Origin of the sequence: Streptomyces sp. NPDC016562, from assembly GCF_043076955.1 — a bacterium.
In the GTDB taxonomy this organism is placed as follows: domain Bacteria; phylum Actinomycetota; class Actinomycetes; order Streptomycetales; family Streptomycetaceae; genus Streptomyces.
In genome coordinates, this window is the sequence record NZ_JBIBRZ010000004.1 from 619,628 (window position 1) to 643,934 (window position 24,307).

Genomic DNA, 24,307 nt, shown 5'->3' on the forward strand with positions numbered 1-24,307 from the left:
CACGAAAGGGAATCCGGAGTGCGGGCTACGCTTCATGGCGTGAAGGTCCTCGTCATCGGCGGCGGCGCCCGCGAACACGCCCTGTGCCGCTCTCTGTCCCTCGACCCCGACGTCTCCGCGCTGTACTGCGCCCCCGGTAACGCGGGGATCGCGGATGTGGCCGAGCTCCGGGACGTCGACCCCCTCGACGGCGACGCCGTCGCCCGCCTCGCCACCGAACTCGGCGCCGACCTGGTCGTCGTCGGCCCGGAGGCCCCGCTGGTCGCCGGGGTCGGCGACGCCGTGCGCGCCGTCGGCATCCCCGTCTTCGGGCCGTCCGCCGAGGCGGCGCAGCTGGAAGGATCCAAGGCCTTCGCCAAGGACGTGATGGCCGCCGCCGGGGTCCCGACCGCGCGCAGCTACGTCTGCACCACCCCGGAAGAGGTGGACGCGGCCCTCGACGCCTTCGGCGCCCCGTACGTCGTCAAGGACGACGGTCTGGCGGCCGGCAAGGGCGTCGTGGTCACCGAGGACCGGGCCGCCGCCCGCGACCACGCGCTCGCCTGTGACCGCGTGGTCATCGAGGAGTACCTGGACGGTCCCGAGGTCTCCCTCTTCGCCATCACCGACGGCGTCACCGTGCTCCCGCTCCAGCCCGCGCAGGACTTCAAGCGCGCCCTGGACGGCGACGAGGGCCCCAACACGGGCGGCATGGGCGCGTACTCGCCGCTGCCGTGGGCCGACCCGAAGCTGGTCGACGAGGTCATGGAGCTGGTCCTCCAGCCGACCGTCGACGAGCTGCGCCGCCGTGGCACCCCCTTCTTCGGCCTGCTCTACGCCGGCCTCGCGATCACCAGCCGCGGCACCCGGGTCATCGAGTTCAACGCCCGCTTCGGCGACCCCGAGACCCAGGTGGTCCTGGCCCGGCTGCGCACCCCGCTCGCGAGCGTCCTGCTGAACGCCGCCCGGGGCACCCTGGACGTCGAGCCGCCGCTGCGCTGGAGCGAGGACGCGGCCGTCACGGTGGTCATCGCCTCGCACAACTACCCCGGCACCCCCCGCACCGGGGACCCGATCGAGGGCCTGGCCGAGGTGGCCGCCGAGGACGCGCCCGACGCGTACGTGCTGCACGCCGGGACCCGGCGCGAGGGCGACGCGGTGGTCAGCGCGGGCGGCCGCGTGCTGTCGGTGACGGCGACCGGATCCGATCTGGCGCAGGCCCGCGCGAAGGCGTATAAGGCCGTCTCGCGCATCCGGCTGGACGGCGCGCAGCACCGTACGGACATCGCCGCCAAGGCGGCCGAGCACCGCTGACCAGCGGCTCCGCAGACCCGCGGGCCCGGTGCGCAGATCCTGCGCCCGGGCCCGCGGGCGCGTTCGCGTGCGAGTGCATCCGGCCGCGTTCGAACGCACCCAGCTTTACCCAAAGCCATTCCATCGGGTGATCGTCACCCGGTCTGCCTGACGGCCGGGCGCGCCCCAACTAGGGTGCGATGCCAAGCATTCCGGCACTTGGCCCACCGGCATTGCGATGTCAGTGGCGGGTGTCACAGTGGGGGAGTGAGCAAAGCCGCCGCAGGGCAGAGGGGGTGAGGTCCGGCCGTGTCCGGAACCGGTTCGATCATCGAAGCAGGCGTGCCGTCCGCGCGTTCCCGCGCTCTGGCCGTGCTGCGCGTGCGCAGCAGGGCCTTGGCCTTCGGGCTGCTGCCCGCCGCCGTCGCGGTGGTGCTGGTGGCCGCCCGGGCGACGGGCCGGCTGGCCGGTGAGCCCTGGCCGGCGGTGACCCTGGTGGTGTGCGCGGTCGCCGCGCTGGTCCTGCTCGTCGGCGGGACGTTCGCCGCGGTGGTGCTGCGGGCGAGCCCGGCCGTGACGCCGACGGTGCCGCTGTCGGAGGCCGCGGCCCCCGATCTGTACCGGCTGGTGCGGGACCTGGCCGACCGGATGGACGTGCCGGCGCCCTCCGCGATAGCCCTGACCCCGGACTGCGACAGCTGGCTGGAGGACCGCACCCACGGGGCGCACCGCCGGAGCGGCATAGCCGCCGGTCCGGAGTCCGAGCCGGGCGCGGCCCCCGTGCTGGTGATCGGCTCGCCGTTCCTGTGGTGGATGCGGGTCGCGGAGCTACGGGCGGTCCTCGCGCCGGTCGTGGCCGGTACGGGCCCTTCGGCGCACCCCGACATAGCCGACGCCCGCGGTTTCGTGCGGGGCCTGGACGCGGCCGTGGACGTGGGCAGCCGCCGCGGCCTCGGCTGGATCGCCCCGCCGGCCCGGCTGCTGCTGCGGCTGTGCCGGACCGACGCGGCCGAGATGGAGCGCGGGGTGGCCAGAGCCGCCTCGGAGCGCGCCCAGGACGTGGACTACGGGCTGCGCATGGTCGCCCAGGAGCAGGTCGGCCTCGCCTACGCGGGCTGGGACCGGCTGCTGACGCGGGTCGCCCTGCCCGCCTGGCGGATGGGCCGCTGGCCGGCGCGACTGGACGCCGGGGTGGTTTCCGCGCTGACCGAGCTGTCCCGGCGGGACCGGCTGGCCGAGGGGTTCACCTCGCGGCTCGGCGAGCGGCCCGCCTGTGACCTGCTGGAGCAGCCCGGCGCGGTGGACGAGGCCACCTCGCTGCTGGCCGCCCGCCTCTTCCACGGTGGTCCGGCCGAGACCGGACCGGCCTGGTCCCCGGTGGACTGGGCGGCGTATCCGGAGGAGGTCGTGGACCGCAAGTGGCGTACGGAGGCGGCCCGGCTCCACGCGGCGCTGGACGCCCTGGACCCCCTGGCCGTCCCGGCGGGCCCGTCCCCCGGATCTCCCGGATCCCCCGGAGCCGCAGGCTCCACCGCCGCGGCCCCGGCCCGAGCCTCCACCCCCGTCGCAGGCGCCACCGCCGCGGGCTCCACCACCGTCGCGGCCACCGGATCCCCGGCGCCGCCCACCGTGGACGGTTTCACCGGTCCCACCCTGGAGCGGGTGCTGGGCTACCTCACGGACCCCGCCGGCCAGGGCGCGGCGGGGGAGGCGCTGGCCGGACGGCTCAGCGCCGAGCTGGCCCGCGAGGAGCGGGCCGCGGGCACGGCCGCCGGGGCGGGGAAGGCCCGCGCGGCCGACGCCGTACCGCTGTTCCCGCTCCAGCCGCCGCGCAGCGGCCGGGACCTGCTGGCCGACCACGTGACCGCGATGGTGTGCTGCGCGGCCGTGGACTCGGCGGGCGCCGCACCGGGGCTGGACTGGCTCGACGGGCCGGTCCTGCTGGTCGGCGGCGACCGCCGCCCGGACCTCGCGGCGCGCGTGCTGTGCCTGGTCGAGGACGGGAACCCGGAGCCCCTGCGGGACTGGCTCGCGGATCTGGGCGTCCGCCCGGAGAAGCCCGTCCGCCTCGTCTGAGCCCTCCCGCGCGTCCACGACCGCCCAGGGGCTCGCCCCACCGCAAGGGCGACGTCTCGTACAGCTAGGCGGATCCGAATGTTCCGTTCCCGTCAATTCGCGACGAACGGTGACGGACTGCGTGCGTTATGTGATGTGCTGGGCTCGAAGCACGCCCGTTCGGGGGGAGCGAGGGAGGGGAGCGGTCAATGGGAACGGACCAGATCCGGCGTTGGGAGTCAGGTGCGCTCGCGCACGCGGTGACCGACCCCTTCGGGCAGGGCCCCCTGCCCTGGTTCCGCGGCAGCGAGCTCTACTTCGACGACACCGGGCACGTCGTCCCCTGGTACGTGGACCCGGCCGCCGCGGTCGCCGGCACCGGCCGCGTCCCCCGCGCCCGTGGCAACGGCGGCCCCCGCACCGCCGACGACGTCCACCGCCAGATCAAGGGCTTCGCCTCCACGGGAGCCGTCACCCCCGGCGAGGCCATCGACTTCCACATCACCGTCGACCCGCCCCAGCAGTTCTCCGTCGACGTCTACCGGATCGGCCACTACGGCGGCGACGGCGCCTTCAAGATCACCACCAGCCCCCGGCTCTCCGGCATCGTCCAGCCGGCCCCGCTCGCCGCGGACCGCACCGTCTCCTGCCACCACTGGTGGCTGTCCTGGCGCCTGCAGGTGCCCTCGTACTGGACCGTCGGCGCGTACGTCGCCGTGCTCACCACCGCCGACGGCTACCGCTCCCACATCCCCTTCACCGTGCGCGACGACCACCCGGCCGACCTGCTCCTCCTGCTCCCCGACATCACCTGGCAGGCCTACAACCTCTACCCGGAGGACGGCCGCACCGGCGCCAGCCTCTACCACGCCTGGGACGACTCGGGCCGCCTCCTCGGCGAGCAGGACGCGGCCGTCACCGTCTCCTTCGACCGCCCCTACGCGGGCGCGGGCCTGCCCCTGCACGTCGGCCACGCCTACGACTTCATCCGCTGGGCCGAGCGCTACGGCTACGACCTCGCCTACGCCGACACCCGCGACCTGCACGCCGGCCGCATCGACCCCACCCGCTACCGCGGCCTGGTCTTCCCCGGCCACGACGAGTACTGGTCGGCCCCCATGCGCCGCACCGTCGAGCGCGCCCGCGAGCACGGCACCTCGCTCGTCTTCCTGTCCGCCAACACCATGTACTGGCAGGTCGAGCTCGGCCCCTCCGCCTCCGGCGTTCCCGACCGGCTCCTCACCTGCCGAAAACGCCGCGGCCCCGGCCGCCCCAGCCTGTGGCGCGAGGTCGACCGCCCGGAGCAGCAGCTGCTCGGCATCCAGTACGCCGGCCGGGTCCCCGAGCCCGCCCCCATGATCGTGCGCAACGCCACGCACTGGCTCTGGGACGCCACCGGCGCCGCCGAGAACGACGAGCTGCCCGGCCTGGTCGCCGGCGAGGCCGACCGGTACTTCCCGCGCACCCAGCTCCCCGAGCACCAGGACCGGATCCTGCTGGCCCACTCCCCGTACCTCGACAGCGAGGGCCACCGCCGCCACCAGGAGACCTCCCTCTACCGGGCGCCCAGCGGCGCGCTGGTCTTCGCCTCGGGCACGTTCGCCTGGTCACCGGCCCTGGACCGCCCCGGCCACGTCGACGAGCGGGTGCAGCGGGCCACCGCCAACCTCCTCGACCGGATCTGCAAGCGCGACTGACACGACCGGCACGCGTCTGGCCCACCCCTGTCCACAGGTGGGGACGAAGGTGCGCGAGAATCGGGGTGCGCTCATACAGAACCACAGGGAGACCCCGTGTCCGGATTCGTCGAAAAGCCCGAGCCGGTTCAGGTTCCGGGCCTCGTCCACCTCCACACCGGCAAGGTGCGCGACCTCTACCGGGACGAGGACGGCCACCTCGTCATGGTCGCCAGCGACCGCATCTCCGCCTTCGACTGGGTCCTGCCCACCGAGATCCCGGACAAGGGCCGCGTCCTGACGCAGCTCTCCCTGTGGTGGTTCGACCAGCTCGCGGACCTCGTCCCGAACCACGTCATCTCCACCGACCTGCCCGCCGGCGCCCCCGCCGACTGGGCCGGCCGCACCCTGATCTGCCGCAACCTGAAGATGGTCCCGGTCGAGTGCGTGGCCCGCGGCTACCTCACCGGCTCAGGCCTCGCCGAGTACGAGAAGACCCGTACGGTCTGCGGACTGGCCCTGCCCGAGGGCCTCGTGGACGGCTCCGAGCTGCCCGCCCCGATCTTCACCCCGGCGGCCAAGGCCGAGGTCGGCGAGCACGACGAGAACGTCTCCTACGAGGAGGTCGCGCGCTCCGCCGGCGCCGAGACGGCGGCGCTCCTGCGCCAGGCCACCCTGGCCGTCTACGGCCGCGCCCGGGACATCGCCCGCGAGCGCGGGATCATCCTGGCCGACACCAAGTTCGAGTTCGGCTTCGACCCCGAGGACGGCACCCTGGTCGCCGCCGACGAGGTGCTGACCCCGGACTCCTCCCGCTTCTGGCCGGCCGACCAGTGGGAGCCGGGCCGCCCGCAGCCCTCCTTCGACAAGCAGTACGTCCGCGACTGGCTGACCTCCCCCGCCTCCGGCTGGGACCGCCACGGCGAGCTCCCGCCGCCGGCCCTCCCGAGCCAGGTCGTCGCCCAGACCAGCGCCAAGTACATCGAGGCGTACGAGCGCCTCACCGGCCTGAGCTGGTCCTGAACACGAAGAAGGCCCCGATCGGTGATTGGGGCCTTCTTCGTTCTGAGCGGACAACGCGACTCGAACGCGCGACATCCACCTTGGCAAGGTGGTGCTCTACCAACTGAGCTATGTCCGCACTGCGCCGTAGCGCGAGGACAACTATACCCAACCTCGTCGGCGTGCGAGACGCACTGCCGTGTGACGGTTCTCGGCGCCCAGTTTCGTCGCGGCCGAGGACAGGTAGTTGCGCACGGTCCCCTGGGACAGCGAGGCTCGCTCCGCGATCTCCGCGATCGGCGCCCCGTCCGCGGCGAGTTCCAGCACCTCCGCCTCCCGCGCGGTCAGCGGCGAGTCCCCCGCACTGATCGCGTCCGCGGCCAACTCCGGGTCCACGTAACGGCCTCCGGCGTGCACGGTGCGGATCAGCTCCGCGAGCCGCTGCGCCGAGACGGTCTTCGGAGCGAAGGCCCGTACGCCCGCCGCCAGCGCACGCTTCAGGTGCCCGGGGCGGCCGTGACTGGTCACGATCATGGTCTTGCAGCCGGGCAGTTCGGCCCGCAGCGATGTGGCGACACTCACACCGTCCGCGCCCGGCATCTGCAGGTCCAGCACGGCCACGTCCGGCCGGTGCGCGCGGGCCATCGCGAGGGCCTCGGGACCCGAAGCCGCCTGCGCGACGACGAGCAGGTCGTCCTCCAGCGCGAGCAGCGCCGCCAGCGCCCCGCGGATCAGGTGTTCGTCGTCGGCGAGCAGTACGCGTACGGGGCTCACACCCGCACCTCCACTTCGTGCAGTTCACGGTCCGGTATCTCCACCCGCAGCCGGAACCGCCCGTCGCCCACCAGCCCCGCCTGCAAGGTGCCGTCCAGGGCCGCGAGCCGCTCCCGCAGCCCGGCCAGCCCCGAGCCCGGCGGTCCGGCGGGGGTCCCGGGGGCGCCGTCGTTCTCCACGAGCAGCGTCACGGAGCCGGTCTGCGGCGCGGTCAGGCGGATCAGGCACCGGTGCGCGTCCCCGTGCCGCAGGACGTTCGTCGTCGCCTCGCGCACCACCCAGCCGAGCGCCGACTGGACCTCGGCGGACAGTTGGCGTCCGGCCCGGAAGTCGACCCGGCAGTCCATCCCGGCCGCGCTGAGCACTCCGCGCGCGCCCTCCAGCTCCACGGCGAGGTCGGCCTCGCGGTAGCCGCGCACGACGTCCCGTACCTCCCGCTGGGACTCCTGGGCGATCCGCTGCACCTCGATCATCTGGTCCACCGCCTCCGGCCGTTCGCGCCGCGCCAGCTGCACCGCCAGCTCGCTCTTCAGGGCGATCACCGCCAGGTTGCGGCCCATGACGTCGTGCAGGTCGCGGCCGAAGCGCAGCCGCTCCTCGGCCACCGCCAAGCGCGCCTGGACCTCCCGCGAGCGGTCCAGCTCGTAGACCGTGTTGAGCAGCCACGCCGAGAAGCCGCAGGTGGCGCCGAAGAACAGGCTGCCCAGCAGCACGCCGACGCCGTAGCCGAGCGCCTGCACGGCCGGGAGGCGTACGGCGATCACGGCCAGGCTCACCCCGGCCGCCGCGACCGGCGGGACGTAGCGCATGGTCCGCACCGACCGCATGCACAACACCAGCGACCCGGCGGTGAACCAGGTCAGTCCCGCCACCAGCGTCGGCGCCAGCGCCGGCTCGTCGATCCTGCCGGTCGTCTTCAGCGTGAGGACGGCCAGGCAGGCGGCGGCCGTCACGGAGGCCGTGGTCACCGCCAGCCGGGTCGGGCGTTCGCCCCGCCCGACCACCCAGTCCAGCGCCTTGGAGGAGAGCGTCCCGCACAGCACCGCGTGCGCGCACAGCATCAGGAAGAGCGAGAGGGGCACCACGTGGGAGGACTTCCCGGCGGCGGAGGCCACCGGAGCCAGCCCGAACGACGTGATCTCCAGGAGCACGAACAGGTGGAACGACCACCGTGTGTACAGCTCGACCTTCCCCGCACTGCTGCGGTTCCTCCACCACCCGGTCAGCTTCGACACGCTTCCCCCGTCCCCCCATCCGTTCCCACGCCCCGGCGCCCGTGGCGCCCGTACCGCGTCTAGCGGCGCGGTTCCCAGCGGAACCACCGCTGGACAGCAAACACGCTGATCATGATCCAGGCCAGCGTGGCGGCGGCTGCCGCCAGCAGTTCCCCGCTCTGCGCGCCCCCGCTCCAGCCGGCCCGTACGAGGGTCATCACCCCGCTCAGCGGCAGCAGTTCGGCCACCTCGGCCACCGGGTCCGGCAGCGAGTCCGCCGGCATGAACAGCCCCGAGCCGAAGGCGGTCAGCAGGAACAGCGGCAGCGTGGTGATGCCCGCGCTCTCCACGGTGCGGGTGAAGGAGCTGGTCACCGCGGCCATCGCGGCGAGCAGCCCGACGCCCGCGAGGACGCCCGCCACCAGCAGCAGCGGGCTGCGCGGCATGCGCACGTCCAGGGCGGCCGCCCCGGCCACCGCGAGGACGGCGATCTGGCCGAGCGCCAGGACGGCGGACGGCAGGGCCGAACCGGTCAGGATCTCCAGGTCGTTGGCCTCGCCGGTGCGCAGCCGCTTGAGGACGAGCTCCTCGCGCCGGGCCACGTAGGCGGAGACCAGGTTCATGTAGACGACGAGGATCAGCACCATGCCGACGCCGCCGGTCAAGGTGGCCTCGCCGAGGGCCTGGGCGCCGTCGATGCCGCTCAGGCTGGAGCGCAGGACGCCCACCATCAGCAGGGGCATCAGCAGGGCCAGGCTGAGCGCGGCCCGGTTGCGCACCAGCAGGGTGAGCTCGCAGCGGCCGAGCGCGACGAGCCGGCCGGGGTTCGGGGTCAGCGTGTTCATCGGGTCTCCGCGTGCGGGGTGTCGGTACGGCCGCCGGCGCTGCGGCGGTTCTGCGCGATCTCCAGGAAGGCCTCCTCCAGGGAGGCGGACCGGGCGTCGAGCCCGTCCAGTTCCACGCCGTGCTCCCCGGCCCAGGCGAGCAGCACGGCCAGGTCGTCCTGGAGCCGTTCGGTACGGATCTCCACGCGCCGCCCGTCGGCGGCCGCGTGCAGCGCCAGCGGGAGCCGGGCGGCGGGCACCCCGGGCGGCAGGGTGAAGCGGATGCGGGCCGGACGGGTGGCGGTCACCTCGGCCGGGGTGCCGGACAGGACGAGCTCCCCCTCGTGGAGGATCGCGAGGCGGTCGGCGAGCACCTCGGCCTCCTCCAGGTAGTGGGTGGTCAGCAGCACCGTGGTGCCCTGCGCCCGCACGCGCCGCACCAGCGCCCAGGTGTCCCGGCGCCCCTCGGGGTCCATGCCGGTGGTCGGTTCGTCGAGGAAGAGCACCTCGGGCCGGCCGAGCAGGGCCAGGGCCAGGTCCAGGCGGCGCCGCTCCCCGCCGGACAGCTGCTTGACGCGTACGGAGGACCGCGCACCCAGGCCGACTAGTTCCAGGGCCTCGGCGACGGGGCGGGCGCCCGTGGTGACCCCGCCCCACATGCGGACGGTCTCGGTGACGGTCAGGTCGGAGGGGAAGCCGCCCTCCTGGAGCATCACGCCGGTGCGCGGGCGGACCTCGGCCCGCCGCGTGTAGGGGTCGAGCCCGAAGACGCGGACCTGGCCCTCGCTCGGGGCGGCCAGCCCCTCCAGCAGCTCGACGGTGGAGGTCTTGCCCGCTCCGTTGGTGCCGAGCAGGGCGAACACCTCGCCGCGCTCCACGGAGAAGGAGACGCCTCGTACGGCCTCGAAGCCTCCGGCGTAACCGCGGCGCAGGCCTTGGGCGTCGATCACGGTGTCAGTCATGCTCCGAGCCTCGCGGCGCCGTGGCCGGGCGGGCAGTGCGCGCTGTCATGACCCGCGATGACATTTGTCAGGGCCTCCCGCGATGCGCGTATCAGCGGTGCGGGGAAACACGAAGAAGGCCCCGATCGCAAGGATCGGGGCCTTCTGCATACAGAGCGGACGACGCGACTCGAACGCGCGACATCCACCTTGGCAAGGTGGTGCTCTACCAACTGAGCTACGTCCGCATGCAGTGCACTGCCGGGGCAGTACGTGCATCACTCTACCCGATCGACCGAGGTGATCGGAAAGCGATGCAGAGCGGGTGACAGGAATCGCACACTGCGCCTTCCCTCTGGAAGAGGGATGTTCTGCTACTGAACTACACCCGCACGACCTCGGTGGCTCTGACCTGCGGCCTGGCCCCTTGGCGTGATCCACACAGTACCGGATGCATGGGGGTGGATGGCAAATCGGCTCTCAGTGGGCCGCGTTGTAGGCCTCGTAGATCTTCTTGGGGATGCGGCCGCGCGGCGGCACCTCGTACTGGTTGGACCGGGCCCACGCCCGGACGACCGCCGGGTCGGGGGCGACGGAGGTGTGCTTGAACGCCTTCCCGGAACGCGACTGGCGGCGGCCGGCGGCGACGAAGGGGGCCAGGCCCTTCCGCAGTTTCTTTGCGTTCGCCGCATTGAGGTCGATCTCGTACGACTTTCCGTCCAGAGCGAACACGACCGTTTCCGCCGCTTCCCCGCCGTCGATGTCATCGGAGAGCGTGACTACTACGCGCTGCGCCACGGATATCGGTCCCTTCGTGCGACGCCACCACCTGCTGACGTGGGGTGATGCCGCCTGTGTGGATGTTTCGGGGCAATGCATCTTTCATCGGGAATCCCGAGTGATTCCTTTGTACCCCGATTCCCATTGCATTGCGAAGCCCAGTTAATTCTCTCCGCGTGTCCCGCCGCAATGCCGGGCGCGTGGTTTTCCGGGGGATTTTGCGAAGCGTTGGTGAAGCCGAAACGGCCCGGTGATCATGCCATCCGCATATCTACCCGCGTAGAAATTTTGGCCGGGTACGCTGAGGGAACCGCCTTCGCACCAACCACACACGGGAGTGCCCGATGGCACGCGTCGTAGTCGACGTCATGCTCAAGCCGGAGATCCTCGACCCCCAGGGCCAGGCGGTGCAGCGTGCACTGCCGCGCCTGGGCTTCGAGGGGATCGCCGACGTCCGTCAGGGGAAGCGCTTCGAACTGGAGGTGGAGGGACCGGTCGATCAGGCCGCCCTCGACCGCATCCACAAGATGGCCGAAACGTTCCTCGCCAACACCGTCATCGAAGACTTCACCGTGAAGGTCGAGGCCTGACGGTGACCACTCGCATCGGAGTCGTCACGTTCCCCGGAACGCTCGACGACCGCGACTCACTGCGCGCCGTACGCCTCGCAGGCGCGGAGCCCGTCTCGCTGTGGCACCGCGACAAGGACCTGCACCAGGTCGACGCGGTCGTCCTCGCGGGCGGCTTCTCCTACGGGGACTACCTGCGCGCCGGGGCCATCTCCCGCTTCTCGCCGGTGATGGAGACCATCATCGAGCAGGCCAAGGGCGGCATGCCCGTGCTCGGCATCTGCAACGGCTTCCAGGTCCTCACCGAGGCCCACCTGCTGCCGGGCGCGATGCTGCGCAACAACCACCTGCACTTCATCTGCCGCGACCAGAAGCTGAAGGTGGAGAACGCGGAGACCGCGTGGACCGGCGACTACGCCGCCGGCCAGGAGATCTCCGTGCCGCTCAAGAACATGGACGGCCGCTACGTCGCCGACGAGCGCGTGCTCGACGAACTGGAAGCCGAGGGCCGCGTGGCCTTCCGCTACGTGGACGTCAACCCGAACGGTTCGCTGCGCGACATCGCCGGCATCACCAACGCCGCGGGCAACGTCGTCGGCCTCATGCCCCACCCCGAGCACGCGGTCGAGCCGCTGGTCGGGACGGGCCGCACCGACGGCCTCCCGTTCTTCACGTCGGTCCTGAAGAAGCTGGTCAGCGCATGAGCCTCGACACCGTCAAGAACGCCACCGAGACCCCGGACGCCTCCCAGCCGTGGAAGGAGCTCGGCCTCAAGGAGGACGAGTACGCCCGGATCCGCGAGATCCTCGGCCGCCGGCCCACGGGCGCCGAGCTGGCCATGTACTCGGTCATGTGGTCCGAGCACTGCTCGTACAAGAGCAGCAAGGTCCACCTGAAGCAGTTCGGCGAGAAGGCCCCCGAGAACGACGCGATGCTCGTCGGGATCGGCGAGAACGCGGGCGTGGTCGACGTCGGCCAGGGTTACGCGGTCACCTTCAAGGTGGAGTCGCACAACCACCCGTCGTACATCGAGCCCTACCAGGGCGCGGCCACCGGCATCGGCGGCATCGTCCGCGACATCCTCGCCATGGGCGCCCGCCCCGTCGCGGTCGTCGACCCGCTGCGCTTCGGCGCGGCCGACCACCCCGACACCAAGCGCGTCCTGCCGGGCGTCGTCGCGGGCATCGGCGGCTACGGCAACTGCCTGGGCCTGCCCAACATCGGCGGCGAGGTCGTCTTCGACGCCTGCTACCAGGGCAACCCCCTGGTCAACGCCGGCTGTATCGGCGTGATGAAGCACGAGGACATCCACCTCGCCCAGGCCTCCGGCCCCGGCAACAAGGTCATCCTCTACGGCGCCCGCACCGGCGGCGACGGCATCGGCGGCGTGTCCGTGCTGGCCTCGGAGACCTTCGACGACACCAAGCCCACCAAGCGCCCCGCCGTCCAGGTCGGCGACCCCTTCCAGGAGAAGCTCCTCATCGAGTGCACCCTGGAAATCTTCAAGGAGAAGCTGGTCGCGGGCATCCAGGACCTCGGCGGCGCCGGGCTCTCCTGCGCCACGTCCGAGCTGGCCTCCGCCGGTTCCGGCGGCATGCGCGTCGAGCTGGACACCGTCCCGCTGCGCGACGCGACGCTCTCGCCCGAGGAAATCCTCATGAGCGAGTCGCAGGAGCGCATGTGCGCGATCGTCGAGCCGCAGCACGTCGACCGCTTCATGGAGATCTGCGAGAAGTGGGACGTCATCGCCACCGTCATCGGTGAGGTGACCGAAGGCGAGCGCCTGGAGATCTTCTGGCACGGCGAGCAGATCGTGGACGTGCCCCCGGGCACCGTCGCCCACGAGGGCCCCGTCTACAACCGCCCCTACGCGCGCCCCTCCTGGCAGGACGCGCTGCAGGCGGACGACGCGGGCAAGCTGCCGCGGCCGCAGACCTCCGAGGAACTGCGCGCGCAGGTCCTGGCCCTGGTCTCCTCCCCGAACCAGGCCTCCAAGTCCTGGGTCACCGACCAGTACGACCGCTTCGTGCAGGGCAACACCGTCCTGGCGCAGCCCGAGGACGCGGGCATGGTCCGCATCGACGAGGAGTCCAACCTCGGCGTGGCCATGTCCACCGACGGCAACGGCCGCTACGCCAAGCTCGACCCCTACACGGGCGCGCAGCTGGCGCTGGCCGAGTCGTACCGCAACGTGGCGGCGACCGGCGCCAAGCCGCTCGCGATCTCCGACTGCCTGAACTTCGGTTCCCCCGAGGACCCGGACGTCATGTGGCAGTTCGCCGAGGCCTGCCGCGGTCTCGCCGACGGCTGCCTGGAGCTGGGCACCCCGGTCACCGGCGGCAACGTCTCCCTCTACAACCAGACGGGCGACGTCGCGATCCACCCGACCCCGGTCGTGGCGGTCCTCGGTGTCATCGACGACGTCAACCGCCGTACGCCGATGGCGTTCGCGGAGGCCGGCCAGCTGCTGTACCTGCTCGGTGACACGGCCGAGGAGTTCGGCGGCTCGGCCTGGTCCCAGGTCGTCCACGACCACCTCGGCGGCATGCCGCCGAAGGTGGACCTGGGCCGCGAGAAGCTGCTGGCCGAGATCCTCATCTCCGCCTCGCGCGACGGCATGATCGACGCCGCGCACGACCTGTCCGACGGCGGCGTGATCCAGGCGCTCACCGAGTCCTGCCTCAAGGGCGGCAACGGTGCGCGGATCGTCGTGCCCGAGGGCCTGGACGCGTTCACCTTCCTGTTCTCCGAGTCCGCGGGCCGGGCCATCGTGGCCGTCCCGCGCAGCGAGGAGCTCCGCTTCACCGACATGTGCGGTGCGCGGGGTCTGCCGGTCGCCCGCATCGGCGTGGTGGACGGCGAGGAGATCGAGATCCAGGGCGAGTTCACCCTCCCGCTGGCCGAGCTCCGCGAGGCCCACGAGGCGACGATCCCGGCCCTGCTGGCCTGACCCGTCTCACCGCTGTACGAGCCCCCGGCCGGATCTTCCGGCCGGGGGTTCGGCGTTCGGCCCGCCCTTCCCGGCGGGGCCCGGGCCGGGCGCGGACATACTGACGGCGTGAGCGACATCGTCAAGTACCTGCCCGAGGCCGCGATACCCGGGGGCGGAGCGCCGCAGTGGGAGGTCGCGGACGCCGAACGCTGGCGCGCCGCACGGGTTCCGGCGGTGTTCGGGCCCGCCGCCGGCGGCTGGATCCTCGCGGCGCTGGTCCTCCTCGCGGTCGTCGTACAGGCCCGGGGCGAGCACGCGAACGGGTCGGCCGGGACCTCCTGGACCGGCTATCCCGGCGCCGTCCTCCTCTTCGCCCTGCCCGCCTGGTACCGCTTCCTGCCCGCCGCCGCCGTGGTGGCCGCCGCGCCCCTGGTCGCCCTCGACGCGGTCCGCCGCGTGCCGGCACCGGACGGCCCGGGTCCGGCAGCGGGCCTGGTGCTGGTGGCCCTGTCCGCCCTGGCCCTGTGCGGGGCGCTGCTGCGCCTGCGCGCCCGCCGCCGCCAGCGCGCCCTCGTTCTCGCCGCGGCCGCGGGAGCCCGCAGCCCCGTCCCCGAGCACCTCCCCGACGGGCACCGCCGGCGCGGGCTGCGGCTGGTCCTCGCCGGGGGCGCGCTCTGTCTCGCCGCCGGCGGCCTACTGGTGTGGGGCCTCGTCCAGGACCTGGGGGCCGCACGCGAAGCCCCGTACGACGCCGCCGGCCAGCAGCTGACCGCCCTGCTGCTGCTCGTGACCGGGACCCCGCTGCTCGGCCGCGGCCTCAACGCCCGGCGCGCCGCCCTGCGGCTGCACGACGGGCCGCAGCCCGTGCTGCGCGTCGGGGTCCGCCACCACCCCTCGGGCCGGCACTGGCTGTTCGCGGACGCCCGGACCGTCAGCGCCCGGCCGCTGGTCGCGTTCCGCGACCGGTTCACGGACAACCACCCGCGCCCCGGACGGATCCTGGTCGGCGGCTCGCCGCGACGGCTGCGCCGCGAGCACCACGACATCGACGAGCGGAGCGAGCCCTTCGAGGCCGTCATGTACGGGGCGCCGTGCGAAGGGGCGGAGGTCCTCCTTGAGTTCGCGCTCTACGAGGACGAGCGCACGATCGTCTCCCACGTCACGGCCGCCCCGCTGCTGCCCCACCGCCGCCATTCCTTCAGGCCGTGGACCCCGGCCGGCACCTCGTACGCGCCCCTGCGCCGGGCGGCCGAGGAGCGCGAGCGGGCACGCCGGGCCGCCCGCCGATCGAGGCGCTCCGACGGGGGCTCCTCCGCCTGCGGTGCGTCCGACGGGGGCGGCTGCGGCGGGTGTGGAGGCGGCGGCGACTGATGAGGCAGACTCGCCCCATGCCACCCAAGAGCCGTACCTACGACGCCGCCAGGATCCGCGCCGCCGTGACCGCGCAGTTCGGGCATGTCGCCGAAGCCGTGCGCGGGTTGGGGCCCGAGGAGCTGGCGCGCCCCAGCGGGCTGGGGCACTGGACCGTCGCCGACCTGGCCGGCCACATCGCCTGGATCGCGGACTCGCTGGCCGGCTCCCTCGCGCGGCCGCCCGGCGTCGTCGCCGAGCTGCCGGCCGTCGAATGGCCCTTCGCGACCGCCTCCCTCGCCGGGAAGATCTCCGAGGCGGCCCGGGAGACCCTGACCGGGGCCCCGTTGCCCGAGCTGTTCGAGCAGGCGGCCACCCGGATGTCCGAGGCGCTCGCGGAGAATCCCGGCGACCGCGTGCTGAACCTGTGGATCGGGGACATGACCCTGGCCGACTTCCTCGTCACCCGGACCGTCGAACTGGTGGTCCACACCGACGACCTGAACCGGGCCGCCGGACTGGACGTCCCGATCGAGCGCCACGCGCTGGCCGCCGCCACCCGGCTCCTCGCCGACGCCCTCGCGGTCAAGGCTCCGGGCGGCGCCGTCGAGGTACGGGTGCCCCCGTTCGCGGTGGTCCAGTGCGTCGAGGGCCCGCGGCACACCCGCGGCACCCCGCCGAACGTCGTGGAGACCGACCCGCTGACCTGGATCCGGCTCGCGACGGGCCGTACGGAATGGGCCGAGGCGCTCGACGAGGCGCAGGTCAGGGCCAGTGGCGAGCGGGCCGACCTGTCGGGGCTGCTGCCGCTGATGCGCTGAGGTGGCCCCGCTGACGCGCCGAGGGGGGAACCGCCCGCAGGCCCGGCCCGTCCCAACGGTATGCGTACCCTGCGGCACGTTCCGACCGGCCGGGCCCCGCTCCCGGCCCTGCGCCAGGCCCTCGTACCGGCCCTCGTACCGGCCCTCCTGCTCGGCCTCGCCGCGTGCGGTCAGGCCGAGGAGCACGGGTCCCGCACGCTCCCCGACGCCACCGGCTCCTGGACCGTCGAGTCGCTGACCACCGGCGGCCGCACCCTGCACGCGCCCGAGTCCGCCCGCCTCGACCTCGGGCAGCACGAGGCCTCGGGCAACTACGGCTGCAACGCCTTCCAGGCCGCGGTCGCCTTCGCCGGCCCTGGCGCGCTGACCGTCACCCCCGGCTTCACCACGGCCATGGCCTGCAAGGACCTCGGCTTCGAGACCGAGTTCGCACGGCTCTTCACGGGCCGCCTGACCCTCGACCGGGGCCCCGACCGGCTCACCCTGAAGACCGCCGACGGGAGCACCATCGCCATGACCGCACGGCTTCCGGCCGCGGACGCGCCGCTCACCACCACCGAATGGAAGGTCGACGCGCTGATCAGCGGCGGGACGGTGTCCTCCGTCCCCGCCGAGGCCGCCGGCCGGGCCCGCTTCACCCTCGCCGCCGACGGCGCGGCGAGCGGAGTGCTGGGCTGCAACCGGTTCAGCGCCAAGGCCACGGTCGAGGCGGCCACCCTCACCTTCGGCCCGGTCACCTCCACCCGCATGGCCTGCGAGGGCCCGGCCGGCGAGGTGGAGCGGGCCCTGACCGCCCTGTTCGCCCGCGGCCCGCTCACGTGGCGGATCCAGGGTCAGACCCTCACCCTCACCGCCCCCGACGGCAGCGGTCTGACCGCCGTGGCGGTCTCCACAGTGGAGTGAACGGGCCCTTCCAGGCGGCCGGAAAACGCCCTTGGGACCCCCTTGAGGAGGGGACACCGAGCCGCGTGGGCTTCGTACGAAGACACAAGGCCCCTGCATGCGCGCACCTAGGCGGTCACGCTGGCCCGTTGGCGCGCGCGGACGGGAACGGAGAGTGACCCACAGGGCGTGCGCGGCGACAGCGACTGTAGGAATCTACGAGCGATTCGGTACCGAACGAGGGGTGATCCGTCACCCTGTGTGCTGTGACATTTCCCGGCCGTCCCCAATTCGGACCAGTGGTCGATCTCGCCTACACTCGAAGCGTGCCTCGTGGTGATGGACGACTCAACCACGACCTGCTCCCCGGCGAAAAGGGCCCCCAGGACGCTTGCGGCGTCTTCGGTGTCTGGGCTCCGGGTGAAGAGGTCGCCAAGCTCACCTACTTCGGACTGTATGCATTGCAGCACCGCGGACAAGAGTCCGCGGGAATCGCTGTGAGCAACGGTTCCCAGATCCTCGTCTTCAAGGACATGGGCCTCGTTTCCCAAGTCTTCGACGAAACCTCTCTCGGCTCGCTCCAGGGTCATATCGCGGTCGGTCACGCCCGCTATTCGACCACTGGCGCCTCCGTCTGGGAGAACGCGCAGCCCACTTTCCGCGCGACCGCCCACGGCTCCATTGCCCTGGGTCACAACGGCAACCTGGTGAACACCGCCGAGCTCGCCGAGATGGTCGCCGACCTCCCCCGTCAGGACGGCCGTGCCACCCAGGTGGCCGCCACGAATGACACCGACCTGGTCACCGCCCTGCTCGCCGGACAGACCGACGACGACGGCAAGCCCCTGACCATCGAGGAGTCGGCCGCAAAGGTCCTGCCTCAGGTCAAGGGCGCCTTCTCGCTGGTCTTCATGGACGAGGGGACCCTCTACACCGCCCGTGACCCGCAGGGCATCCGCCCGCTGGTCCTCGGCCGCCTGGAGCGCGGCTGGGTGGTCGCGAGTGAGACCGCCGCCCTCGACATCTGCGGCGCCAGCTTCGTCCGCGAGGTCGAGCCGGGCGAGCTCATCGCGATCGACGAGAACGGCCTGCGCACCTCCAGGTTCGCGGAAGCAAAGCCCAAGGGCTGTGTCTTCGAGTACGTCTACCTGGCGCGCCCGGACACCGACATCGCCGGCCGGAACGTCTACCTCTCGCGTGTCGAGATGGGCCGGCGCCTGGCCAAGGAAGCCCCGGTCGACGCCGACCTGGTGATAGCGACGCCGGAGTCCGGCACGCCCGCCGCCGTCGGATACGCCGAGGCCAGCGGGATCCCGTACGGCTCCGGCCTGGTCAAGAACGCCTACGTCGGCCGGACCTTCATCCAGCCCTCGCAGACGATCCGCCAGCTCGGCATCCGGCTGAAGCTCAACCCCCTCAAGGAAGTCATCCGGGGCAAGCGCCTGGTGGTCGTCGACGACTCGATCGTCCGCGGCAACACCCAGCGCGCCCTGGTCAAGATGCTCCGCGAGGCCGGCGCGGCGGAGGTCCACATCCGGATCTCCTCGCCGCCGGTGAAGTGGCCGTGCTTCTTCGGCATCGACTTCGCCACCCGGGCCGAGCTGATCGCCAACGGCATGTCGGTCGACGAGATCGCCACGTCCCTGGGCGCGGACTCGCTCTCCTACATCTCGCTCGACGCGATGATCGAGGCGACCACCATCCAGAAGCCCAACCTCTGCCGTGCCTGCTTCGACGGCGAGTACCCGATGGACCTCCCGGACCCGCAGCTCCTGGGCAAGCAGCTCCTGGAGACCGAGCTGGCCGGTGGCACGGACGCCGCCGACGCGCTCCGTCGCCCGTAGCCGGCGATCCGTGCCCAAGGCCCGTCCGGGGGCCCGTACCCCTCGCTCCACCTGCGCGGGGTCCTGTTTCGCACCTTGTGCCAGGACCCCGCACCACCCGCAGTAACGACACGAAAGCTCTCCCTGTCATGACAGAGAAGACCACCGGTGCCAGCTACGCAGCCGCGGGCGTGGACATCGAAGCGGGAGACCGCGCCGTCGAGCTGATGAAGGAGTGGGTGAAGAAGACGCAGCGCCCCGAGGTCCTCGGCGGCCTCGGCGGCTTCGCCGGCCTCTTCGACGCCTCCGCCCTCAAGCGCTACGAGCGCCCGCTGCTCGCCTCCGCCACCGACGGAGTCGGCACCAAGGTCGACATCGCCCGCCAGCTCGGCGTGTACGACACGATCGGCCACGACCTGGTCGCGATGGTCATGGACGACATCGTCGTCTGCGGTGCCGAACCGCTCTTCATGACCGACTACATCTGCGTCGGCAAGGTCCACCCCGAGCGCGTCGCCGCCATCGTCAAGGGCATCGCCGAGGGCTGCGTCCTCGCCGGCTGCGCCCTGGTCGGTGGCGAGACCGCCGAACACCCCGGCCTGCTGGGGCCGGACGACTTCGACGTGGCGGGCGCCGGAACGGGCGTCGTCGAGTACGACCGGCTGCTCGGCGCGGATCGCATCCGTACGGGTGACGCCGTGATCGCCATGGCGTCGTCCGGGCTTCACTCGAACGGGTACTCGCTGGTCCGGCACGTCCTCTTCGACCGGGCCGGGATGTCCCTGGACCAGCACGTCGAGGAGCTCGGCCGCACCCTCGGCGAGGAGCTCCTGGAGCCCACCAAGATCTACTCGCTGGACTGCCTGGCCCTCACCCGTACGGCCGAGGTGCACGCGTACTCGCACATCACCGGCGGCGGCCTCGCGGCGAACCTGGCCCGGGTCATCCCGGACCACCTGCACGCCACGGTCGACCGTACGACCTGGGCCCCGGGCGCGATCTTCGACCTCGTCGGCAAGGCCGGTCAGGTGGAGCAGCTGGAGCTGGAGAAGACCCTGAACATGGGCGTCGGCATGATGGCCGTCGTCCCGCAGGAGTCGGTGGACGTGGCGCTGACCGTGCTGGCGGACCGGGGCGTCGACGCCTGGGTCGCGGGCGAGATCCTGGACCGCGGCGACCACACCGAGGGCGCGACCCTCACCGGTTCCTACGCGAGCTGAGCAGCACTGAAACCCGGTCCGGGGCTATGCCCTGGACCGGGTTTCAGTCATGTGAACCTGTTGTGCAGACGCTCTGGAGAAAGCGTCAAGCGCCGCGACGCTGTGCCGACGGACCGGACTCCTCGTCCTCGTCGTCGTCATCGCTGTTGTACAGCTCCGCGTACTTGGCGTACGGGTCGTCGTCGTCCAGATCGTCATCGACTTCGACCGGTTCGCTGACAGGCAGCGGATCCGTCGGCGATGCGCCCAGCTCATTGGCCAGACGCGAGAGGTCAGTCCCGCCGCTGTTGTACTTCAGCTGGCGGGCGACCTTTGTCTGCTTGGCCTTGGCCCGGCCGCGCCCCATGGCTCGACCCCCTCGGTGACGGGGCTCGACGGCCCCAGAGTCTGACACGCGTTCATGGTTCGGAGCGGGCTCTCCGTGGAGAGACCGTCCGTAGGGGTTTAACGGTACCTGCTTCCGCGGCCATACGGTACGCCGCCCGCATGACGCGCCCCGGTGCAGAACCAACAAGGCGCCCCGTCCTTGCTGGTCAACCGCGATTTTAACCCTTTCCTGGCCCGCGACCCGCCGAAGTGCAGTGAGTTCCGTCTCGCCGCACCCCGGCGGGCGCACCCGGGAGCCCGGGAGGTGCCTAGACCGCGCGCGCGGCGCGGGCGTCCGCCATCCGCTGCTCGGCGATCCGGTCGGCCGCGGCGGCCGGCGGGATGCCGTCCGTCTTCGCGCGAGCAAAGATCTCCAGGGTGGTGTCGAAGATCTTCGTCGCCTTGGCCTTGCAGCGGTCGAAGTCGAAACCGACCAGCTCGTCGGCGACCTGGATCACGCCGCCCGCGTTGACCACGTAGTCCGGGGCGTAGAGGATCCCGCGGTCCTGGAGGTCCTTCTCGATGCCCGGGTGGGCGAGCTGGTTGTTGGCCGCACCGCAGACGATCTTGGCGGTGAGGGCCGGCACGGTGACGTCGTCCAGGGCGCCGCCGAGCGCGCAGGGGGCGTAGATGTCCAGGCCCTCCACGCGGATCAGCGCGTCGGTGTCGGCCACCGCGGTGACCTTGCCCGGGTGCTTGTCGAGGATCCGGCGCACGGACTCGGCCCGTACGTCCGTGATCACGACCTCGGCGCCGTCCTCCAGCAGGTGCTCGACCAGGTAGTGGCCGACCTTGCCGACCCCGGCCACGGCGACCTTGCGGCCGCGCAGGGTCGGGTCGCCCCACACGTGCTGCGCGCTGGCGCGCATGCCCTGGAAGACACCGAAGGCGGTGAGCACCGAGGAGTCGCCGGCGCCGCCGTTCTCGGGGGAGCGGCCGGTCGCCCAGCGGGTCGCGCGGGCCACGACGTCCATGTCGGCCACGTAGGTGCCGACGTCGCAGGCGGTCACGTAGCGGCCGCCGAGGGACTCCACGAACCGGCCGTAGGCCAGCAGCAGTTCCTCGGACTTCAGAACGTCCGGGTCGCCGATGATCACGGCCTTGCCGCCGCCGAGGTCGAGACCGGCGAGGGCGTTCTTGTACGACATGCCGCGCGAGAGGTTCAGCGCGTCGAGGACGGCCTCCTCGTCCGAGGCGTACGCGTGGAAGCGCGTACCACCGAGGGCGGGGCCCAGGGCGGTGGAGTGGATCGCGATGACGGCCTTCAGGCCGGAGGCTCGGTCCTGGCACAGCACGACTTGCTCGTGGCCACCTTGTTCCGAACGGAACAGGGTGTGCAGGACGCCGTCGGTCATTTCGGTCACGGTGGTGACTCCCATGGAAGAGATGCGGCGGAAAGACGCCCGCCCTGCGGGTGGGGGAGGGCGTGCTGGGAGCAGAGTAAGACCTCCGGGCCGCGCGTAGTCGGCCTGTCCAAAGATCGGGACTCTTCCAGCGTACGAGCCCCCGTTCGTGGTAGGCCCGGAGGCGGTTCGCAGCGGCCCTGAGGTGACCCGGGCCCCCGAAGGGGGGAGGTAGCAGGCGTGAGCGAAACCCCTGATCCCCTGCTGCCCTCCGCGCGGTCGGCGCCGGCCGTCCCCTACGCCTCCTACCTGCGCGTCTACGAGCCCCTGACGGCCTTTCCGGAGCCGGAGCGCGCGCACTGGGCCGAGTACGCCCGGCGCGGGGTGTGCCCCACCGCCCAGGACGAACTGCGCCGCTCGCTGCGCGACGTGGTGCGGGTCCCGGTGGTGGGGGTGCCGGCGCACGAGAGCGCGGACGCGTTCACGGCGGAGGTCGACGGGACGCTGCTGGTCTGCCCGTGGCGCACCCGGCTGCGCGGCTGGCTGGCGCTGCAGGAGCTGGCCGAGTCGTTTCCCCGCCCGGTCCTGGACGCGGCGCTCCCGCCGGCCCTGCGACGGCAGGCCGCCGAGGACTACGAGCGCTGGCGCGAGCGGAACCCGGACGCCCGCCCGTGGATCCGTACGGGGGTGTGGCAGATCCCGCTGCGCTGGTTCGTGCTGGTGGCCGACGAGGAGCGGGACTACGTGCCGGGCGAGCGGCTGCGCTACCGGACGCCGATGGTGCAGGCGCGACGGCGGCTCGCCCGGGCCCTGCGGACCCTGCGGGAGGCCGAGGGGTACGGGATGCTCGCGGAGGGCCTGGTGGAGGTCGGGAGCTGGCTGGAGGAGTTCCACCCGCGCTCGATGGTCGAACTGGACTACGGGGGGCTGCTGCACGCGCTGCCGGCGGACCGGCTGGCGGCCGACCGGTCGGCGGGGGACCTGGCGGCGGGCATCGCGGCCCTGCGGGCGGGGGACCCGGCGCGGGCGTCGGAGGTCTACGGGGACCTCGCGGAGCGGTGGCGGGCGGTCCGGGAGCGACTTTTCGCGAATTAGGCCGAAAATCACCGAGACGGCCAGATCGGGTCCGAAGGGGTCCGGCGAGGGGCCGTACGTACCGCCGCGTATCGGTCGATCAGGCCATACTGGCTGATCAGAGCCCTGACCGTAAGATTCGGGACGTAGTGCCAGGACCTACGTCCCGATACGGGCCATTGGCCCAAGGGTGACGGACCGCACTAACCACACCCTTGCGCCCTTCCCCATCCCTCGTGCCAAAATAGGACAAGGAGTCCGGGGAGGGTTCCTTCCGCCCAACTAAGGGCGGAATGCTCGGCATTGCGCTCTACGGGGGGTCTGACGACTCCTGATCGCTCTGTGACTGATCGTCACAGTGGGGTGACTGTCCGTTATGGGACGGTCCATCGGCTTCCGCCGCTGATGAACACCTCGGAGGGCAATTCCGTCGGTTTGGCCGTCGAGGCTGGACGGATGGTGTAGTTGTAGTGCCGAGGACAAGCCGTTCGTCCTATAACCGACTCGGCCCGCGTATGTCCATTTCGGGCAACGCGGGCCAAGGTGCAGAATTTAGAGGAAAGAACCGAGATGGTTCGGTTCTCCCGAGGAGGCCGCTCATGACCGCTCGCACCCCTGATGCCGAGCCGCTGCTGACCCCGGCTGAGGTTGCCACGATGTTCCGCGTGGACCCGAAGACGGTCACCCGCTGGGCCAAGGCTGGCAAGCTCACGTCCATCCGCACCCTGGGTGGACACCGCCGGTACCGCGAGGCCGAGGTTCGCGCACTGCTCGCGGGAATTCCGCAGCAGCGCAGCGAGGCCTGAGGTCGCGTAAACACCCCGCTTTAAACGGGTCTGAATCGGGTCCCCCAATCCGATGAAACCCACATAGCTTCACGCGACCGGACCTGCCCCAACAGGTCCGTCTGTCGTTTGATCGCGCTGGACTCCGCCGGGTCCAGCGCGATCTTTTTTATGCCCGGAGGAGGGTGCCATTGCACATATTAAATCGAGTGTGCGTAGGGGTGCGATAAAAGTGGGAGTCTCAAAAACTCGTGCGGTGACTCCCGTCACAGATGATCACTCTTGTACATCCGGTAATCCACCCCGTAATGGGGACGCGCCTCGCGGGGTGCGTCATGCGATCGGGGGATTCCGAAGGGGCCTGCGCTGCGGCCCCCGGCCAGGCCGCCGCGGCCGCCGCAGCCGTCAACGCGTCAGGGCCCGCATCCCCTGGGGGATGCGGGCCCTGACGTTTCTGCGAACCTGACGGGACTTGAACCCGCGACCTCCACCTTGACAGGGTGGCGAGCTAACCAACTGCTCCACAGGTCCTAGATTTGCGGCCGCTCGGCGGCTGCGAATCAGACTGTACCGCAGCTCAGGGGGTGCAGTCGAACCCGATCAC

21 protein-coding genes and 4 tRNA genes are annotated in these 24,307 nt (G+C 71.9%); 14 read left to right on the forward strand and 11 right to left on the reverse strand.

Annotated elements, in window-relative coordinates:
* Positions 1-39: 39 nt before the first annotated feature.
* The 4 genes from purD (at position 40) to ACF059_RS21425 (ending at position 6,026) form a co-directional block, all read left to right on the forward strand.
* Positions 40-1,293 (forward strand): phosphoribosylamine--glycine ligase, encoded by a 1,254-nt coding sequence (purD, locus tag ACF059_RS21410; protein ID WP_392059423.1) that lies wholly within the window; start codon positions 40-42, stop codon positions 1,291-1,293.
* Positions 1,294-1,581: 288 nt separating this feature from the next.
* A complete protein-coding gene (locus ACF059_RS21415; protein ID WP_392059426.1) occupies positions 1,582-3,348 on the forward strand; it encodes a hypothetical protein in 1,767 nt (588 codons plus the stop codon).
* Between the two features lie 188 nt (positions 3,349-3,536).
* Complete coding sequence (locus ACF059_RS21420; protein ID WP_392059429.1) at positions 3,537-5,024, forward strand: N,N-dimethylformamidase beta subunit family domain-containing protein; 1,488 nt, start codon at positions 3,537-3,539, stop codon at positions 5,022-5,024.
* 96 nt (positions 5,025-5,120) lie between these two features.
* The gene (locus tag ACF059_RS21425) at positions 5,121-6,026 is read left to right on the forward strand and encodes a phosphoribosylaminoimidazolesuccinocarboxamide synthase (protein WP_366868894.1); all 906 of its coding nucleotides are present in this window, start codon (positions 5,121-5,123) and stop codon (positions 6,024-6,026) included.
* A gap of 45 nt (positions 6,027-6,071) precedes the next feature.
* Here the strand turns inward: ACF059_RS21425 and ACF059_RS21430 are convergent.
* From ACF059_RS21430 to ACF059_RS21465, 8 genes are all read right to left on the reverse strand, one after another.
* Positions 6,072-6,144: transfer RNA gene (locus ACF059_RS21430), tRNA-Gly, on the reverse strand.
* Between the two features lie 23 nt (positions 6,145-6,167).
* Complete coding sequence (locus ACF059_RS21435) at positions 6,168-6,779, reverse strand: response regulator (protein ID WP_392059432.1); 612 nt, start codon at positions 6,777-6,779, stop codon at positions 6,168-6,170.
* Complete coding sequence (locus ACF059_RS21440) at positions 6,776-8,014, reverse strand: sensor histidine kinase (protein ID WP_392059435.1); 1,239 nt, start codon at positions 8,012-8,014, stop codon at positions 6,776-6,778. Before ACF059_RS21440 ends, ACF059_RS21435 begins: the two co-directional genes overlap by 4 nt.
* A 59-nt stretch (positions 8,015-8,073) precedes the next feature.
* Positions 8,074-8,838, reverse strand: a complete 765-nt coding sequence (locus ACF059_RS21445; RefSeq protein ID WP_392059438.1) for an ABC transporter permease — start codon at positions 8,836-8,838, stop codon at positions 8,074-8,076.
* Positions 8,835-9,779 (reverse strand): ABC transporter ATP-binding protein, encoded by a 945-nt coding sequence (locus ACF059_RS21450; protein ID WP_392059441.1) that lies wholly within the window; start codon positions 9,777-9,779, stop codon positions 8,835-8,837. Before ACF059_RS21450 ends, ACF059_RS21445 begins: the two co-directional genes overlap by 4 nt.
* Positions 9,780-9,933: 154 nt before the next feature.
* A tRNA-Gly gene (locus ACF059_RS21455) sits at positions 9,934-10,006 on the reverse strand.
* 72 nt (positions 10,007-10,078) lie between these two features.
* Positions 10,079-10,150, reverse strand: a tRNA-Gly gene (locus tag ACF059_RS21460).
* 88 nt (positions 10,151-10,238) lie between these two features.
* A complete protein-coding gene (locus ACF059_RS21465; RefSeq protein ID WP_360898972.1) occupies positions 10,239-10,556 on the reverse strand; it encodes an Lsr2 family protein in 318 nt (105 codons plus the stop codon).
* Between the two features lie 326 nt (positions 10,557-10,882).
* On the opposite strand from ACF059_RS21465, the gene purS reads away from it, so the two are divergent.
* From purS to purM, 8 genes are all read left to right on the forward strand, one after another.
* Positions 10,883-11,128: a phosphoribosylformylglycinamidine synthase subunit PurS gene (gene purS / locus ACF059_RS21470; RefSeq protein WP_030009438.1), complete on the forward strand. Its 246-nt coding sequence runs from the start codon at positions 10,883-10,885 to the stop codon at positions 11,126-11,128.
* Between the two features lie 2 nt (positions 11,129-11,130).
* Positions 11,131-11,811 (forward strand): phosphoribosylformylglycinamidine synthase subunit PurQ, encoded by a 681-nt coding sequence (gene purQ / locus ACF059_RS21475; RefSeq protein ID WP_392059444.1) that lies wholly within the window; start codon positions 11,131-11,133, stop codon positions 11,809-11,811.
* A complete protein-coding gene (gene purL / locus ACF059_RS21480; protein ID WP_392059447.1) occupies positions 11,808-14,057 on the forward strand; it encodes a phosphoribosylformylglycinamidine synthase subunit PurL in 2,250 nt (749 codons plus the stop codon). The genes purQ and purL overlap by 4 nt, the downstream gene beginning before the upstream one ends.
* A 108-nt stretch (positions 14,058-14,165) precedes the next feature.
* On the forward strand, positions 14,166-15,410 hold the full coding sequence (locus ACF059_RS21485; protein WP_392059450.1) for a hypothetical protein: 1,245 nt from the start codon (positions 14,166-14,168) through the stop codon (positions 15,408-15,410).
* A 17-nt stretch (positions 15,411-15,427) separates the two neighbouring features.
* Positions 15,428-16,210, forward strand: a complete 783-nt coding sequence (locus ACF059_RS21490) for a sterol carrier family protein (protein ID WP_392059452.1) — start codon at positions 15,428-15,430, stop codon at positions 16,208-16,210.
* 60 nt (positions 16,211-16,270) lie between these two features.
* Positions 16,271-17,113 carry an META domain-containing protein gene (locus ACF059_RS21495; RefSeq protein ID WP_392059455.1) on the forward strand — a complete coding sequence of 281 codons (843 nt, stop codon included), beginning with the start codon at positions 16,271-16,273 and terminating at the stop codon, positions 17,111-17,113.
* A 305-nt stretch (positions 17,114-17,418) separates the two neighbouring features.
* Positions 17,419-18,936 carry an amidophosphoribosyltransferase gene (purF, locus tag ACF059_RS21500; protein ID WP_360898990.1) on the forward strand — a complete coding sequence of 506 codons (1,518 nt, stop codon included), beginning with the start codon at positions 17,419-17,421 and terminating at the stop codon, positions 18,934-18,936.
* Between the two features lie 128 nt (positions 18,937-19,064).
* Entirely contained in the window at positions 19,065-20,135 is a 1,071-nt protein-coding gene (purM, locus tag ACF059_RS21505; protein WP_392059458.1) for a phosphoribosylformylglycinamidine cyclo-ligase, read from the forward strand.
* Positions 20,136-20,220: 85 nt separating this feature from the next.
* On the opposite strand, the gene ACF059_RS21510 is transcribed toward purM, so the two are convergent.
* Together ACF059_RS21510 and ACF059_RS21515 are read right to left on the reverse strand one after the other, a co-directional pair.
* Positions 20,221-20,481, reverse strand: a complete 261-nt coding sequence (locus ACF059_RS21510; protein WP_366868905.1) for a DUF3073 domain-containing protein — start codon at positions 20,479-20,481, stop codon at positions 20,221-20,223.
* 289 nt (positions 20,482-20,770) lie between these two features.
* Positions 20,771-21,880, reverse strand: a complete 1,110-nt coding sequence (locus ACF059_RS21515; protein ID WP_360898996.1) for a Glu/Leu/Phe/Val dehydrogenase dimerization domain-containing protein — start codon at positions 21,878-21,880, stop codon at positions 20,771-20,773.
* A gap of 204 nt (positions 21,881-22,084) precedes the next feature.
* Between ACF059_RS21515 and ACF059_RS21520 the strand changes: the two genes are divergently transcribed.
* On the forward strand, positions 22,085-22,939 hold the full coding sequence (locus ACF059_RS21520) for a hypothetical protein (protein WP_392059461.1): 855 nt from the start codon (positions 22,085-22,087) through the stop codon (positions 22,937-22,939).
* A 578-nt stretch (positions 22,940-23,517) separates the two neighbouring features.
* Entirely contained in the window at positions 23,518-23,724 is a 207-nt protein-coding gene (gene bldC / locus ACF059_RS21525) for a developmental transcriptional regulator BldC (RefSeq protein ID WP_003949541.1), read from the forward strand.
* Positions 23,725-24,160: 436 nt separating this feature from the next.
* Here the strand turns inward: bldC and ACF059_RS21530 are convergent.
* Positions 24,161-24,234: transfer RNA gene (locus tag ACF059_RS21530), tRNA-Asp, on the reverse strand.
* Positions 24,235-24,307 lie beyond the last annotated feature (73 nt).